15 protein-coding genes are annotated in these 13,345 nt (G+C 58.2%); 4 read left to right on the top strand and 11 right to left on the bottom strand.

Annotated features, from left to right (window positions below; all coding sequences use genetic code 11):
- Positions 1 to 2: 2 nt before the first annotated feature.
- The 3 genes from ACSBQS_RS15620 to ACSBQS_RS15610 form a co-directional block, all read right to left on the bottom strand.
- The gene (locus ACSBQS_RS15620) at positions 3 to 767 is read right to left on the bottom strand and encodes an HNH endonuclease (protein WP_434991087.1); all 765 of its coding nucleotides are present in this window, start codon (positions 765 to 767) and stop codon (positions 3 to 5) included.
- A gap of 174 nt (positions 768 to 941) precedes the next feature.
- The gene (locus ACSBQS_RS15615; protein WP_198811645.1) at positions 942 to 1,250 is read right to left on the bottom strand and encodes a hypothetical protein; all 309 of its coding nucleotides are present in this window, start codon (positions 1,248 to 1,250) and stop codon (positions 942 to 944) included.
- Positions 1,145 to 1,387, bottom strand: coding sequence for an ash family protein (locus tag ACSBQS_RS15610; RefSeq protein WP_198811647.1), 243 nt, complete (start codon positions 1,385 to 1,387; stop codon positions 1,145 to 1,147). Before ACSBQS_RS15610 ends, ACSBQS_RS15615 begins: the two co-directional genes overlap by 106 nt.
- Positions 1,388 to 1,788: 401 nt before the next feature.
- Here ACSBQS_RS15610 and ACSBQS_RS15605 point away from each other — a divergent pair, with 401 nt between their 5' ends.
- From ACSBQS_RS15605 to ACSBQS_RS15595, 3 genes are read left to right on the top strand one after another with little or no spacing between them, the layout of a single operon-like run.
- On the top strand, positions 1,789 to 2,322 hold the full coding sequence (locus ACSBQS_RS15605) for a type IV secretion protein Rhs (protein ID WP_434991085.1): 534 nt from the start codon (positions 1,789 to 1,791) through the stop codon (positions 2,320 to 2,322).
- A gap of 11 nt (positions 2,323 to 2,333) precedes the next feature.
- Entirely contained in the window at positions 2,334 to 2,759 is a 426-nt protein-coding gene (locus ACSBQS_RS15600; protein WP_434991084.1) for a putative T6SS immunity periplasmic lipoprotein, read from the top strand.
- 12 nt (positions 2,760 to 2,771) lie between these two features.
- Positions 2,772 to 3,191: a putative T6SS immunity periplasmic lipoprotein gene (locus tag ACSBQS_RS15595; RefSeq protein ID WP_434991082.1), complete on the top strand. Its 420-nt coding sequence runs from the start codon at positions 2,772 to 2,774 to the stop codon at positions 3,189 to 3,191.
- A gap of 54 nt (positions 3,192 to 3,245) precedes the next feature.
- Here ACSBQS_RS15595 and yjiA read toward each other — a convergent pair whose 3' ends face one another.
- The 3 genes from yjiA to ACSBQS_RS15580 all read right to left on the bottom strand — a co-directional run bounded on the left by yjiA (position 3,246) and on the right by ACSBQS_RS15580 (position 6,832).
- A complete protein-coding gene (yjiA, locus tag ACSBQS_RS15590; protein WP_434991079.1) occupies positions 3,246 to 4,208 on the bottom strand; it encodes a GTPase in 963 nt (320 codons plus the stop codon).
- A gap of 21 nt (positions 4,209 to 4,229) precedes the next feature.
- A complete protein-coding gene (locus ACSBQS_RS15585; protein ID WP_004953088.1) occupies positions 4,230 to 4,433 on the bottom strand; it encodes a YbdD/YjiX family protein in 204 nt (67 codons plus the stop codon).
- 218 nt (positions 4,434 to 4,651) lie between these two features.
- Positions 4,652 to 6,832 carry a carbon starvation CstA family protein gene (locus ACSBQS_RS15580; protein WP_046688159.1) on the bottom strand — a complete coding sequence of 727 codons (2,181 nt, stop codon included), beginning with the start codon at positions 6,830 to 6,832 and terminating at the stop codon, positions 4,652 to 4,654.
- Between the two features lie 436 nt (positions 6,833 to 7,268).
- Here ACSBQS_RS15580 and sfnG point away from each other — a divergent pair, with 436 nt between their 5' ends.
- Complete coding sequence (gene sfnG, locus ACSBQS_RS15575) at positions 7,269 to 8,363, top strand: dimethylsulfone monooxygenase SfnG (protein ID WP_025305137.1); 1,095 nt, start codon at positions 7,269 to 7,271, stop codon at positions 8,361 to 8,363.
- A gap of 4 nt (positions 8,364 to 8,367) precedes the next feature.
- On the opposite strand, the gene ACSBQS_RS15570 is transcribed toward sfnG, so the two are convergent.
- From ACSBQS_RS15570 to ACSBQS_RS15550, 5 genes are all read right to left on the bottom strand, one after another.
- Positions 8,368 to 9,252, bottom strand: coding sequence for a LysR family transcriptional regulator (locus ACSBQS_RS15570; protein ID WP_033641720.1), 885 nt, complete (start codon positions 9,250 to 9,252; stop codon positions 8,368 to 8,370).
- A 27-nt stretch (positions 9,253 to 9,279) separates the two neighbouring features.
- Entirely contained in the window at positions 9,280 to 9,972 is a 693-nt protein-coding gene (locus tag ACSBQS_RS15565; protein WP_019453282.1) for an MgtC/SapB family protein, read from the bottom strand.
- 111 nt (positions 9,973 to 10,083) lie between these two features.
- The gene (locus ACSBQS_RS15560; RefSeq protein ID WP_033641721.1) at positions 10,084 to 10,863 is read right to left on the bottom strand and encodes an ABC transporter ATP-binding protein; all 780 of its coding nucleotides are present in this window, start codon (positions 10,861 to 10,863) and stop codon (positions 10,084 to 10,086) included.
- Between the two features lie 572 nt (positions 10,864 to 11,435).
- A complete protein-coding gene (locus ACSBQS_RS15555; protein WP_047025145.1) occupies positions 11,436 to 12,518 on the bottom strand; it encodes a porin in 1,083 nt (360 codons plus the stop codon).
- A 30-nt stretch (positions 12,519 to 12,548) separates the two neighbouring features.
- Positions 12,549 to 13,340, bottom strand: a complete 792-nt coding sequence (locus tag ACSBQS_RS15550) for an ABC transporter ATP-binding protein (protein WP_033651402.1) — start codon at positions 13,338 to 13,340, stop codon at positions 12,549 to 12,551.
- Positions 13,341 to 13,345: the final 5 nt, after the last annotated feature.

Here is a 13,345-nt window from a genome sequence, read left to right as displayed (position 1 = left end):
ATTTAATCACTTATAAATATATTATCTCTATGATAAGCCAAGTGCTTCCTGTCAGGATGACAACTTAATGGCAACCGAAGTTTTTTTCCTTCATACTTTTCAAAATTATCCACATAAATACTACTTTTTAACTTCTTAAGTTGCGGTGATAACACCAACTCCAACTTATCATCAAACGTAATGAGCCCGCGGTCAAAAGCTTTGTCATGAAGGCTCGACAGGCACAACCCATTACTAGGGTTAAGACGCTGCTCTATCGAGTGACTCCAAGGCAGGATATGGCTAGCGACCAGCAATGCGGGCTCTTCCAAGCCGGTCACGCAACAACGGTATTCATACACTTCAAGCACATTCTTGCGAAACAGGTTTTGATCAACGCGTGTTTTGACGGTAGAGATGCGTTCGCTGCCGCTGAAATCCTTTGTGCTCTCATTAAGCCCCGGCGTAACTGTTTCTTCTTCTAGGTGCTCCATCGCCAGCTGACATTGCTGATTGAACGCTTCGGTGTCGTGGCTCATTTCAAGCCATAACGCACGATCGGCGTTAGAGGCCCCTTTCAAACCGCTTCGACCAGATTCGATAATATATGGATCCAAACTAGCGAGGTTAACCAGCTTCATGGCTAGTGCTGATGGCGTGCGTCCAATCAATTTTGCATAGTGGATTATTTCGGGATTTCTCGAATGAAGTTTGCCAAACGGTATTTGGCTGTACAGAGTGAAAGCGATCAGTAATTCTTCTCTAGTCCAAAGTTTTGCAGCAGCCATATATCAATACCCAGAAGTTAACTCATCGATTTACCGAATGCGTTAACTATGCCAGGTAGGGGAGGAAATGCCTACCTTGATGAATGCTTTTATTGTGATATGTCAGTCAGATTTATTGGAAATCCTGAGTGGGAAGGGCGACGAGTGCAGGCATCGCCCTGATTGCCATTTACGTTAGCCGCAGACTTCCATCTCCCGCAACGCCCGCCCATAAAGGTTACACAACGCAGGAACCAGATGCGCTGTAGCGTTGAGGTAGCGGTTCAGCTGTTCCCAGCCTTCAGCGTCCAGTTGTGGGTGCTTTTGTAGTAAATGGCCGAACAGCATCAGCCCGTGGCACAGCCCTTCAGCCTGCTCGGCAGAGAGGGCGGCCAGGTCTAAGAGTTCTGAAGGGTTAAAAGCGCTGAGATCGAGGTGGTTAAACAGTTGGCGATAAAGGGTGAGGGTACTTGTGGTGAACTCGGTGGTGATGACATTTTCCATGTGTCTTTATCCTTAGTGTGTAGTATGCGTACTACCACATGAGACGCTAAACCCATGGTGGTAGCCCAAACGGAGTTAGCGTTACCGGACACGAAGGAAACCGGCGCTTCTTGCGAAGCCCCCACTTGGGCCACCATAATTCTGGATGTTTAAAGCCCCAACATTATATACATAATGCTGCCTTGTGTAAGTGTTCGGAACGCTAACTCCGGCTGCGGATTTTGCCGCAGCAGAAAAACTATAACGTTATCAGTAAAAGGAAAAAAATAAGCTGTATGGAATTACAGGCTGTTTACTCATGAGGTTGGAATGCAGATCGCAGTTATTAAATTTTAATTCAGGCTAATCAGTTAGGATAATTCATTTGCTAAATGAATTATTAAATCTGTGAATTTTGTTGTCACGAAATACGTTGAGGTGAATGAATGTAAAAAGAATGGTTGAATGTTTATCCTGTGTACCTAGGGTGCTATTATCAACCTCTTTGTTAATACTCGCGGTAGTGAGTTTTTTAAAATAATGACAGGGATGCACTACGATGGAAAAGAAAGAGGGGGCTTTAAGGCTATTAACCTCCGGGGAGATCGGCCTTGCGAAGTCGGTATTTAGTGGTTCAATTATTTATGGGAAAGTCTGGGTTCATCACGATAGCTATTTCCCCTTTGGCTTACAAAATCGAAACACTGCGATGTCACCCAATGGTGAGCTGTATTTTAGAGACTGGTACGTGCCCGATTTCTCAAAGGAAGGGTATAGTCATAAACATCTTTTCATCCATGAAATGGTTCATGTTTGGCAATACCAGCGTGGTATGTGGGTTAAGACCCGAGGCCTCTACAGTTGGTTGGCAAATTACAGTTATGAACTGGATGGCTCCAAACTCCTAAAGAACTACGCTATGGAGCAACAGGCTCAGATCGTTGCTGATTATCATTTGTTGACCTCTTCAGGTTATGCTGTTTGGAGAAACCGCTTCGGCAAGGAAGTGACTTACAACGGTAATGACTATGCCGATGTGAGAAAAGTAAAAGAAAAATATGAGAAAGTGTTAGTCGGTTTTCCTTACAAGTAAGAGGATTGGTTATGAAGGCGAGACTGTTCTGTGCCGTTGTTGGTGTGACTTTGTTAAGCGCCTGCGTAGGCGATCGTCTCGATCAGCGCTATGCGCCGGACATCCCTATCGCCGCCCATGCTAAAGCGAATGGCGACATCTGCATCTATCCGTCACCAAAGGAAAACGAAAGGCCAGATACGCTCTATATCAGTGGTGATTTGGATGAGAAATTGATTGAGGTGGTGAACCAGAATCTGAAAAAGGGCATTTGCGTTACCCAAGAAGATTACCCGTTTCAGGAAAATCATACCTACAGCATGAGGCTAAATTTTGTGCCGATTGAGAAGCGCAGAAACCTGCAGGATGTTTCCGGCAGGGCCTTTATTGCTCACTTCAAAGTGATAAAGCTCAATGGTGTTTACGAAATTGAAAATATCACACAGGGCAGCAGATAACGCAGAGACAAAATGAAACAGATCTTCCCCCTCGCATTCCCCTTCCTGCTCGCAGGCTGCCCGTCGATAGGCGATCGTATCCCCGTAGACTACCCCGCTACCGCTAACCTGCGTGGGGGCAAAGTATGCATCACCGTTCAGCCGCAGGGAGACGAAAAGCTCGCGGGTATCTCGATTTACCGATTGGATGAGGCGCAGAGTCGCACGTTCAAATTCTTCGAGCCGCTGCGGGATATCGCCCCCAATCAGTGCGTCCCTGAAGAGGGCTACGTATTTACGCCGGGGCAGCAATACCATTTCTCCGCGAAGCTGGTCTCCCTCAATAAACAGCAGGCGGGCGAGTTTCCCTCTGCGCGTGAATTCGTCGCTGAATTTGCCCTACAGCAAGCAGCAACAGAGCTGCGTCTAGTGTCCCTCCCTCCACCCCGTTAGCGCCATAAGACCATAAAGGAGCCCACCCACAGGCTCCAATATCCAACCTCTTGCTTACCCTCCCCCCCCAATCCTTCCCCGAATCTCCTCCTCCGGCAGATCCACACCGATAAACACCAACGTGCTCTTGCGCTCTTCCTCCGGCAGCCACTCCCGATCCCAGTCGGCGTTATACAGCCGCTGCACGCCCTGGAACAGCAGGCGGCGCGATTCGTTTTCGATGGACAGAATGCCTTTGTAGCGCAGCAGGTTGTCGGCGTATTCCAGCAGCAGGCCTTCCATCACGTCGGAGATTTGCATCAGCGGCAGCGGGCGTTCCAGCGTCACGACAATTGAGCGGATGTCGCTCTGCGGCTGCGGGATGCGGCGGAACAGGGGGGGGGCTGGCGTCAGGTTCAGCTTGTCGTTCAGCGTGAAGCCTTCGATGTCGAACAGCACGCTTAAATCGATGTTGCCGTGCGTCACCTTGTACACCGGCGCGCGGGCGTTCATCCGCTGCAGCCGCTGGATCAGCGCCTCGCAGTCCGGCGCCACGTCGGTTTTGGTCAGCAGGAGGCGGTCGGCGTAGCCCACCTGCGCCTGGGCGATGCTGAACTGGCTCAGCTGCTGCTCGGCGTGCGCCGCGTCCACCAGGGTGATGATGCCGTCCAGCAGGAAGCGCTCGCACAGGATCTCGTGCGAGAAAAAAGTCTGGGTAATCGGGCCGGGATCGGCCATGCCGGTGCATTCGATGATCAGCCGATCGAACGCCAGCTGGCCGCTGTCGACGCCGTCCAGCAGATCCAGCAGCGCGTCCGCCAGTTCGTTGGACTTGCTGCAGCAGATGCAGCCGTTGCTCAGGGTGGTAATGCGGCTGGCGCGATCGCCGATCAGCGCGTCGTCGATCGGCACTTCGCCGAACTCGTTCTCGATGACCGCGATTTTATAGCCGTGGTCGGCGTTCAGGATGTGGCGCAGCAGGGTGGTTTTGCCGGCGCCCAAAAAGCCGGTCAGGATGGTGACTGCGATGGGTTTCATACGGGTCCTTGTGACTGCGGGTTAACAGCAGCGCATGCCGCCTTTGCCGTCGCCGCCGTAGCGCGCTTGTTGGCGCTCGCGGAAAAATTCTTTATAGGTCATCACCGGCTTGTCCGGGTGGTTGTCTTTCATGTGCTGGACGTAGGTATCGTAGTCAGGCACGCCCACCAACATGCGCGCCGCCTGCCCGAGGTACTTCCCCGCCTGGCCGAGATTTCCGAACATAAGCCTTCTCCAACTTTACCCTGCATCACTACAGCGCTTGCTTTAGCCTGATATTAGGGGAAGCCGGGGGATGGGGTTCCCGCAGGGATGCCCCACCTCCGGGTCGCCCCGGGTATCTCGATTGCATCGCGCCGCACGGCTGGCATCTTGCGATACGCAGGCCGTGCGGCTTTGGGTACTACTTAACGTTTATTATGCAGGGTATCCGTTAAATCACATCAATGCTGGGTCGAAACTTTGACCTCCCCCTCAGTTACGCCGTCGGCGGGCGCGGCCTGCGGCACCGGCACGTAAGGCGTTTCCTGGTCGGTGCGTTTCGGATTCTTGTGCGCCGCCATCGCGGTTTTCACCCCGTAGAAGATGATGCTGTACACCACCAGCAGGAACAGAATGCTCAGCCCGGCGTTGGTGTAGTTGTTCACCACGATGTGGTTCATGTTGGCGATCTGCTGGGCGCTCAGCTCGGCGCCGCCCTCGGCGATCTTGCGTTTGTATTCGCCGGCCAGGAAGAAGAAGCCTTCCAGCTGCGGGTTATCGCTGAACAGCTTCAGGCCCAGCGCATAGGTGGTGCAGATCAGCAGCCACACCGCCGGCAGCACGGTCACCCAGATGTATTGCGCGCGCTTCATCTTAATCAGCACCACGGTGCCCAGCACCAGCGCCACGGCGGCCAGCATCTGGTTGGAGATGCCAAACAGCGGCCACAGGCTCTTCACGCCGCCGAGCGGATCCACCACGCCCTGATACAGCAGGTAGCCCCACAGCCCGACGCAGCCGGCGGTGCCGATGATGCCGGCCACCAGCGAGTCGGTTTTCTTCAGGAACGGCACGAAGTTGCCGAGCAGATCCTGCAGCATAAAGCGGCCGGAGCGGGTGCCGGCGTCCAGTGCGGTCAGGATGAACAGCGCCTCGAACAGAATGCCGAAGTGATACCAGAAGCCCATGTTGGCGCCCGGAATGATCTGGTGGAACACGTGGGCGATGCCCACCGCCAGCGTTGGCGCGCCGCCGGCGCGGTTCAGCACCGAAGGTTCGCCGATGTCGGTGGCGGTCTGCAGGATCTGTTCCGGGCTGATGACGAAGCCCCAGGAGCTGACCGCCGCCGCCGCGTGCACGGTCACGTCCTTCAGCGAAGCCATGATCATCGGCGCGTCTTCGGTGCCCAGGCGGTGCAGATCCGGCATGGTGATGCCCAGCGCCGCCGGCGGGGTGTTCATGGCGAAGTACAGGCCCGGCTCGATGATGGAAGCCGCCACCAGCGCCATGATGGCGACGAAGGACTCCATCAGCATCGCGCCGTAGCCGATAAAGCGCGCGTCGGTCTCATTGGCCAGCAGCTTCGGCGTGGTGCCGGAAGCGATCAGCGCGTGGAAGCCGGAGACCGCGCCGCAGGCGATGGTGATGAACAGGAACGGGAACAAGGTGCCTTTCCACACCGGGCCGGTGCCGTCGACGAACTGGGTCACCGCCGGCATTTTCAGCTCGGGGTTGAGGATCACGATGCCGATCGCCAGCCCGACGATCACGCCGATTTTCAGGAAGGTGGCCAGGTAGTCGCGCGGCGCCAGGATCAGCCACACCGGCAGCAGAGCGGAGACGAACGCGTAGCCGATCAGCGTGAAGGTGATGGTGGTGTCTTTAAAGGTCAGCGCCGGGCCCCAGTACGGGTCGTGCGCCACCACGCCGCCGAACCAGATGGCGGCCACCAGCAGCACGATGCCGATGATTGACACTTCACCCACGCGGCCGGGGCGCAGGTAGCGCATGTAGATGCCCATAAACAGCGCGATCGGCACGGTGGAGCAGACGGTGAACACGCCCCACGGGCTTTCCGCCAGCGCTTTCACCACGATCAGCGCCAGCACCGCCAGGATGATGATCATGATCAGGAAGCAGCCGAACAGCGCGATGGTGCCCGGTATCGGCCCCATCTCTTTTTTGATGATCTCACCGAGCGAGGCGCCGTTGCGGCGCGAGGAGATGAACAGCACCATAAAGTCCTGCACCGCCCCCGCCAGCACTACGCCGCCCAGCAGCCACAGCGTGCCGGGCAGGTAGCCGACCTGCGCGGCCAGCACCGGCCCCACCAGCGGCCCGGCGCCGGCGATGGCGGCGAAGTGGTGGCCGAACAGCACGTTCTTGTTGGTCGGCACGTAGTTGAGGCCGTCGTTGTTGACCACCGCCGGGGTGGCACGGCCGGCGTCCAGCTTCATCACCCTGGTGGCGATGTACAGGCTGTAGTAGCGGTAGGCCACCAGATACACCGCCACCGAAGCGACGACGATCCACAGCGCGCTGATGTGTTCGCCGCGGCGCAGCGCCACCACGCCGAGGCAGGCTGCGCCGAGTATCCCCAGCAGCATCCACGGAATGTGCTTTAAAATCCCCTCTCGTTTCATGAGGTATCCTTAATTCCAGTCTGCAAAATATGAATGAACTCATCCGCTTGTAAGAGATGTCAGAGTGGCGCGGTGAGCCGTAGCGTCTTTCCCGAGGTAAGGCGGGTTTAGGAACAGCTCATCATCGCCGGGGGTTAGGGGGGAAGACAGGCGTATTTCGGTCAGCGGTCAGATCCGCCGGGTGAACGGTTGGATTGGCGGGGTGAGCGGTTTGTTGCATAACCAACAGCCGCCCGTCAGCCGCTGTTGCCAATGCAGCACCCGCCCGCACCCGTCGGCTTTAAACGCCCGGTTTTTCAGCCAGATGCCTTAACGTGGCGATTGGCACGCATCCTGCTATCGGTTTTATAACCAAAACAAGGTTTTCAATATTTGGAAATCAATAATGGTTATATGCGCGCCGCATAACGGCGCCGACGGTCAGAGGGAGAGAAGCATGTCAGCAGCAAACCACTCGCAGCAGCCGATTCAGTTCGCCTACTGGGTGCCGAACGTTTCCGGCGGCCTGGTGATCAGCAATATCCCGCAGCGCACCGGTTGGGACATCGGTTATAACCGCAAGCTGGCGCAGATCGCCGAGCGCGCCGGTTTCGACTACGCGCTTACCCAGATCCGCTTCACCGCCGGTTACGGCGCGGAGAACCAGCACGAGTCGGTGTCGTTCTCACAGGCCCTGCTGGACGCCACCGAAAAGCTGAAAGTGATCGCCGCACTGCTGCCGGGGCCGTGGAACCCCACGCTGGCGGCCAAACAGATCGCCACCATCAGCCATCTTTCCAACGCGCGCATCGCGGTGAACATTGTCAGCGGCTGGTTCCGCGGCGAGTTCAAGGCCATCGGCGAGCCGTGGCTGGATCATGAGGAGCGCTACCTGCGCTCGGAAGAGTTTATCCGCTGCCTGCGCGGCATCTGGACTGAGCCCAGTTTCACCTTCGCCGGCGATTTCTACCGTTTCCGCGACTACTCGCTGAAGCCGAAGCCGCTGGCGCCGTTGCCGGAAATTTTCCAGGGCGGCAGCTCACGTGCGGCGCGCGACATGGCGGCGCGGGTCTCGGACTGGTATTTCACCAACGGCAACAGCGTGGAGGGCATTCGCCGGCAGGTGGAGGACATCCAGAGCAAGGCGCAGGCCAATCACCATCGGGTGAAGGTGGGGGTGAACGGTTTTGTCATCGCCCGCGAGAGCGAACAGGCGGCGCAGGCGGTGCTGCAGGAGATCATCGATCACGCCAACCCGGAGGCGGTGCAGGGCTTCGGGCACGAGGTGAAAAACGCCGGGGCGGCCTCGCCCGAGGGCGAGGGCAACTGGGCCAAGTCCACCTTCGAAGATTTGGTGCAGTATAACGACGGCTTTAAAACCAACCTGATCGGCACGCCGCAGCAGATCGCCGAGCGCATCATCGCGTTGAAAGACGCCGGGGTGGATCTGCTGTTGCTGGCGTTTCTGCACTTCCAGGAAGAGGTGGAGTACTTCGGCCGCGAAGTGATCCCGCTGGTGCGCGAACTGGAGCGCCAGCGGGCGGCGGCCTGAGCGTTCAACCCGTTTGCAGGGTTTGCAGCAGGTGGATAAAGGCGGCGCTGAGCGGCGGCGTGGCCGGCTCATGGCGGGTAAAGACATAAAAGCGCGCGCTGATGTCGATCCCCTGCGTCGGGATTTTCTGCAGGTGCAGCTGCGGGGCGTAGTGCGCGACGACCCGATCGCTCAGCAGCGCGATATAGCCCTGCTGCCTGACCAGGCACCAGGTCGCCAGAAAGGAGTCGGTCTCGACGATCTGGCCGTGCGGCGTGTAACGCTCGGCGATCTCGCGGATGGCGGCGTGCCCCACCGAGCAGGAGCGCGGCACCACCCATTTGGCTTCGGCCGGCGGCTGCCCGGCGGCGGTCAGGTCGCCCCCTTGATAGAGCGAGAAGCGCTCGCTCTTCAGCGCCTGCATGGCCAGATCGGCGCCGCCCGCCGCGCCGTTCAGGCTGCTGACCGCCAAATCCAGCTCGCAGTTTCTCAGTCGGGCGAGCAGGCCTTCCGGGCCGTCTTCCACCACCGTCACCCGGGTATGCGGGTAGCGGCGGTTGAAGCCTTCGAGCACCTGGGGCAGGTAGCACAGCAGCGGATCGACGCTCATCCCCACCCGCAGGCGCTTCTCGCCGCCGGCGCTCATGCCGCGCAGCTCGTCAAACGCGCTGAGCAACTGATTGGTGGCGGCGTCTATCCGCCGGTAAAACAGCTCGCCGACCGCCGTCAGGCGCACGCCGCGGTTGCTGCGCTCCAGCAACCGCGCGCCGATGGACATTTCCAGCTCTTTGAGCACCCGGCTGAGCGTCGGTTGCGAGACGGCCAGTTTTTTCGCGGCATCGTGCAAACTTCCGCAGTGAACGATGTCTTTGAACATCGTCAGATGAGCCAGTTTCGGCATGGTTTTCATGGTGGATCTCCCTGGAAGTGAACGGCATTAGCCGGAGCCGGCGATGCGGCTGTAATAGGCCTGTTTCATCATGCTGTCGTTCAGCAGTTTATTGATGGTCTGGTCGAGCACCGGCGTGGTGACGGAGGCCGGCATCAGCGTGGCGGTGATCTCCACGTCGTCGTCGCCAAAGGGTTCGATATCCAGATGCGAGATAAAGCAGTTTTCTCCTTGCAGCACCTGTTTGAATTTGGCCAGCGCTTCACGCTGTTCATGCTCGAAGGCAATGACGCAAATCTGGTAGGTGGATTCGCCGTTAACGTCATTGAAGGGCTGTTTGTTGACCATATTGACCAGCGGGCGCAGCAGGGTGTTGGCGGCGAGCACGAACAGCGTGGCGGCCAGCGCATCGCCGTACAGGCCGCAGCCGGCGCAGGCGCCGACCGCCGCGGAGCCCCAGAGCGTGGCGGCGGTGTTCAGGCCGCGGATGTTCATCCCTTCTTTCATGATGGCCCCGGCGCCGAGAAAGCCGACGCCGGAGACCACGTAGGAGATGACGCGCACCGCGCCGCCGCTGCCGTCGATGGTCATGGCCAGGTGGACGAAGATCGCCGCGCTGGTGGCCACCAGCGTATTGGTACGCAGCCCGGCGGTACGCTGGCGGAATTGTCTTTCATAGCCGATGGCGGCGCCCAGGACGGACGCGGTCAGCAGCGTCAGCAGTGTATGAATGAAATGCATGATAATAACTCGATGTATTATCCGCTTATCATGAGCCACCCGTGGCGGGGTGACTCTTGATAAACGGGTAGTTAAGTTGGCGGGATCCGTCCCGCCAGGCCAGGGTGGCGCTCAGTGCGCGGCGGCGATCTGCCGGCTGAGCGTCTCGCTGATTTTGTCCGTCAGCGGCTGCATCCCCTCGCGGGTGCGCGTCTCGCGGCGCTGCGCGATGTGATAGCAGCCGTCGAGGGTGCCGGCGCCCAGCAGGAGGATGCGATCAGACATCATCACCGCTTCCTCTACGCTGTGGGTCACCAGCACGATGGAGCGGGTTTTGATCTGGCGCGTGCTCCAGATGCGCAGCAGATCGCTGCGCAGGTGTTCGCCGGTATAGACGTCCAGCGCGGAAAACGGCTCGTCCAGCAACAGCAGCATCGGTTCTACCGCCAGCGCGCGCGCAAAGCCGACTCGTTGGCGCATGCCGCCGGAAAGCTCGCGCGGGTAGGCGTCGCGGTAGGGCGCGAGCCCGACCAGATCGAGCATTTTCAGCGTCTGGGTTTCGACCACCTGCGGCGGCAGATCCTGCGCCTGCAGCCCGAAGGCGATATTTTGGTAGACGTTCAGCCACGGGAAAATGGCGAAGGTCTGGAACACCATGTTGATCTGCGGATTCGGCCCCGAGACTTTTTTATCCCCCAGCATCACGGTGCCCAGATCCGGTGCGATCAGGCCGGAAAGTATGCGCAGCAGGGTGGATTTGCCCGAGCCGGACTGCCCCAAAATGCTGACGACCTCGTTATCGTAGAGGCGCAGGTTGATTTCATTCAGCACCAGGCGTTTTTCTTTACCGGTAGGCTGAACGCTTTTGCTGACGTTATTAACCGTCAGCAGCGTGGTTTTTTTTACCATCATGATGTTTCTCCACTCAATTAAAAATATGAGCATGGAAAAATGGCCGATAGTTATCGCCGCGCAGGGGTAAAATAAATGCGAGCGCAAATAAGCCTGAGCGTTATCGGACTGTTAATAAGCGTATGCTGGAAGGATTAGCCGGAGCGGCGTGCGCGTAGGCCATGCGCTGAAGGGGTAAAGCGAAGGGATGTGGTAACTGACGCATATCCTGACACTTTCAGGATGCAATGGGATGGCTATTGCTCCTGTGACCTCAGCGATTCCAACAATAAAATAAACAACCAACTGTCGCCGTCCATATCATTTCCCCGTTATTTTTCGTGTGGCCATAATACGCGTGATATTGCCTGTGATTCAATGTGGTTAGGCGGAATTATCGCGGCAAAATGTAATTTAATATGAATGCGGGAAAGTTTTTCTTTATTTATTAAACGGGGCGTCAACGAAAATCATGAGAATGAATATAGGCGCTATTTTATGGAAATATAAACCTGAATTAAACGAGAGAATAACAGGGCGGACGCAAGACAAATAATGAACCGGCCGCAGCGCGCGCTGCGGCCGGTATCGGGTCAGAACTGATACATGATGCCGGTTTCGACAATGTCGTCGGCGCCGGCGCCGACGGCGTTCTGCCGTTGCAGCAGGTTGAGCTTGTACTCCACGTAGGTCGACATATTGGCGTTGAAGCTGTAGTTCAGCGCCAGATCCAGGTATTTGACCAGATCGGCGTCGCCGATGCCGGGCAGGTTACGGCCGCGCGTTTGCAGGTAGGCCACCGAGGGCGTGACGCCGGAATCGAAGTGATACTGCGCGACCGCCTCGACGGCGTCCGCGCGGGGGGCGAAGCCGGCGTAGCGATCGCCGTCGACATAGGTCATGTTTTCGGTGCGCGCATAGCTGGCCGCCAGGTAGAGGTTGTCCAGATCGTATTTCAGCCCCAGCGTCCAGGCCCGGGCGCGATCGCCGTCAGCCAGGCCGAAGCGCTGCTGCGCCAGGGTGCGCGCAGAGTTGGCGTAGGCGGCGCCAAAGTTTAGCCCTGCGCCGGTGTCGTAGGTGGCGGAAAAGGCGTAGCCATCGCCGTTTTGCGTCTGAATATCCTTCGCCCGCAGAGCGTCGTCCCCCCGATTCTTCCCCTGATATTGCAGGCCGAGATCCAGACCGTCCAACAGCCCGCCCAGGCTGCGGTTGTGGTAGGTCAGCAGGCCGTTGGCGCGGCCGGTCATAAAGTTGTCGGCCGCTTCGTAGCTGTCGTTGCCGAATTCGGGCAGCACGTCCGTCCAGCCGGCCACGTCATACAGCAGGCCGTAGTTGCGGCCGTAGTCCAGGCTGCCCCAGCGGCCGAACGCCAGCCCGGCGAAGCCCAGCCGGGTATAGCTATTGCCCGGCCCGGCGCTTTCCGGCTGATCGAGCCCCGCCTGATATTCCCATTGGCCATACCCTGTCAGCCCGTCGGCGATCTGCGTCTCGCCTTTGAAACCGAAACGGGTGTAGGAGCGATCGCCGTTATTGTCGGCATCGCTGCTGAAGTAATGCACCCCGTTCAGTTGACCGTACAGATCCAGTTTATTGCCGTCTTTATTGACGATTTCTGCCCCGGCGGCGGCCGCCGGCATCAGGATGACCAGCGCCATCAGTAAGCTTTTATGTTTCATTTCACTACCCTGAGTTAACGAAATGCGGCCTTATCCGGCCGGTTGCGCCCGCGCGATTTTTTTGTACAGGCAGCTGCGGATCCGATCGGTGAGGTGCCGCAGGCTGTCCCGGTTGCGCGCCGCGCGGGGAATATTGATGCTGAATTCGTCATCGATCCGTTTGCTGGTCGCGTCCAGGATCAGCACCCGATCGGACATCAGCACCGCCTCTTCGACGTCGTGCGTCACCATCACCATGGCGCGCGTGCGCAGCCGGTTGTCTCCCCACAGCGCCAGCAGATCGCTGCGCAGTTTTTGCGCGGTAAAGATATCGAGGGCGGAGAAGGGCTCGTCCAGCAGCAAGACATCGGGCTCTACCGCCAACGCCCGGGCGAAGCCCACCCGTTGGCGCATGCCGCCCGACAGCTCGCGCGGCCAGGCGTGCTCATAGCCGCTCAGCCCCACCAGGCGCAGCAGCGCCTCCAGCCGCTCGGCGATCGTCTGCGGCGGCAGCTTTTGCGCCAGCAGGCCGAAGGCGATGTTGTCGTACACCGTCAGCCAGGGGTAGAGCGCGTAGGATTGAAACACCATGCCGGCGTTGGCGCTCGGGCCGCAGACCGGTTTGCCCGCCAGGGTGAGCGTGCCGCTGTCCGGCGGGATCAGCCCGGCCAGCATGCGCAGCAGCGTGGACTTACCCGAACCGGATTGCCCCAGAATGGTGACGAACTCGCCGGCGTGCACGGTCAGCGACACGTCGCGCAGCACGGGGGTGGGGCGCTTGTTTTCGCCGATAAACGTCTTGTTCAACCGACGGGCGCTGATAATCACGTCTTGAGTCAGCATGTTGT

This window comes from Serratia sp. H402Y, from assembly GCF_051172415.1.
Lineage (GTDB): Bacteria > Pseudomonadota > Gammaproteobacteria > Enterobacterales > Enterobacteriaceae > Serratia > Serratia ureilytica.
This window is presented reverse-complemented; position numbering and strand designations above follow the sequence as displayed.

Excerpts from the sequence above, each read along its gene's own strand:
- ACSBQS_RS15565 (WP_019453282.1), bottom strand. The coding sequence starts at position 9,972 with ATGCATTTCATTCATACACTGCTGACGCTGCTGACCGCGTCCGTCCTG.
- ACSBQS_RS15550 (WP_033651402.1), bottom strand. The coding sequence starts at position 13,340 with ATGCTGACTCAAGACGTGATTATCAGCGCCCGTCGGTTGAACAAGACG.
- ACSBQS_RS15605 (WP_434991085.1), top strand. The coding sequence starts at position 1,789 with ATGGAAAAGAAAGAGGGGGCTTTAAGGCTATTAACCTCCGGGGAGATC.
- sfnG (WP_025305137.1), top strand. The coding sequence starts at position 7,269 with ATGTCAGCAGCAAACCACTCGCAGCAGCCGATTCAGTTCGCCTACTGG.
- ACSBQS_RS15580 (WP_046688159.1), bottom strand. The coding sequence starts at position 6,832 with ATGAAACGAGAGGGGATTTTAAAGCACATTCCGTGGATGCTGCTGGGG.
- ACSBQS_RS15585 (WP_004953088.1), bottom strand. The coding sequence starts at position 4,433 with ATGTTCGGAAATCTCGGCCAGGCGGGGAAGTACCTCGGGCAGGCGGCG.
- ACSBQS_RS15600 (WP_434991084.1), top strand. The coding sequence starts at position 2,334 with ATGAAGGCGAGACTGTTCTGTGCCGTTGTTGGTGTGACTTTGTTAAGC.
- ACSBQS_RS15615 (WP_198811645.1), bottom strand. The coding sequence starts at position 1,250 with ATGGAAAATGTCATCACCACCGAGTTCACCACAAGTACCCTCACCCTT.
- ACSBQS_RS15610 (WP_198811647.1), bottom strand. The coding sequence starts at position 1,387 with ATGGTGGCCCAAGTGGGGGCTTCGCAAGAAGCGCCGGTTTCCTTCGTG.
- ACSBQS_RS15570 (WP_033641720.1), bottom strand. The coding sequence starts at position 9,252 with ATGAAAACCATGCCGAAACTGGCTCATCTGACGATGTTCAAAGACATC.
- ACSBQS_RS15560 (WP_033641721.1), bottom strand. The coding sequence starts at position 10,863 with ATGATGGTAAAAAAAACCACGCTGCTGACGGTTAATAACGTCAGCAAA.
- ACSBQS_RS15595 (WP_434991082.1), top strand. The coding sequence starts at position 2,772 with ATGAAACAGATCTTCCCCCTCGCATTCCCCTTCCTGCTCGCAGGCTGC.
- ACSBQS_RS15620 (WP_434991087.1), bottom strand. The coding sequence starts at position 767 with ATGGCTGCTGCAAAACTTTGGACTAGAGAAGAATTACTGATCGCTTTC.
- yjiA (WP_434991079.1), bottom strand. The coding sequence starts at position 4,208 with ATGAAACCCATCGCAGTCACCATCCTGACCGGCTTTTTGGGCGCCGGC.
- ACSBQS_RS15555 (WP_047025145.1), bottom strand. The coding sequence starts at position 12,518 with ATGAAACATAAAAGCTTACTGATGGCGCTGGTCATCCTGATGCCGGCG.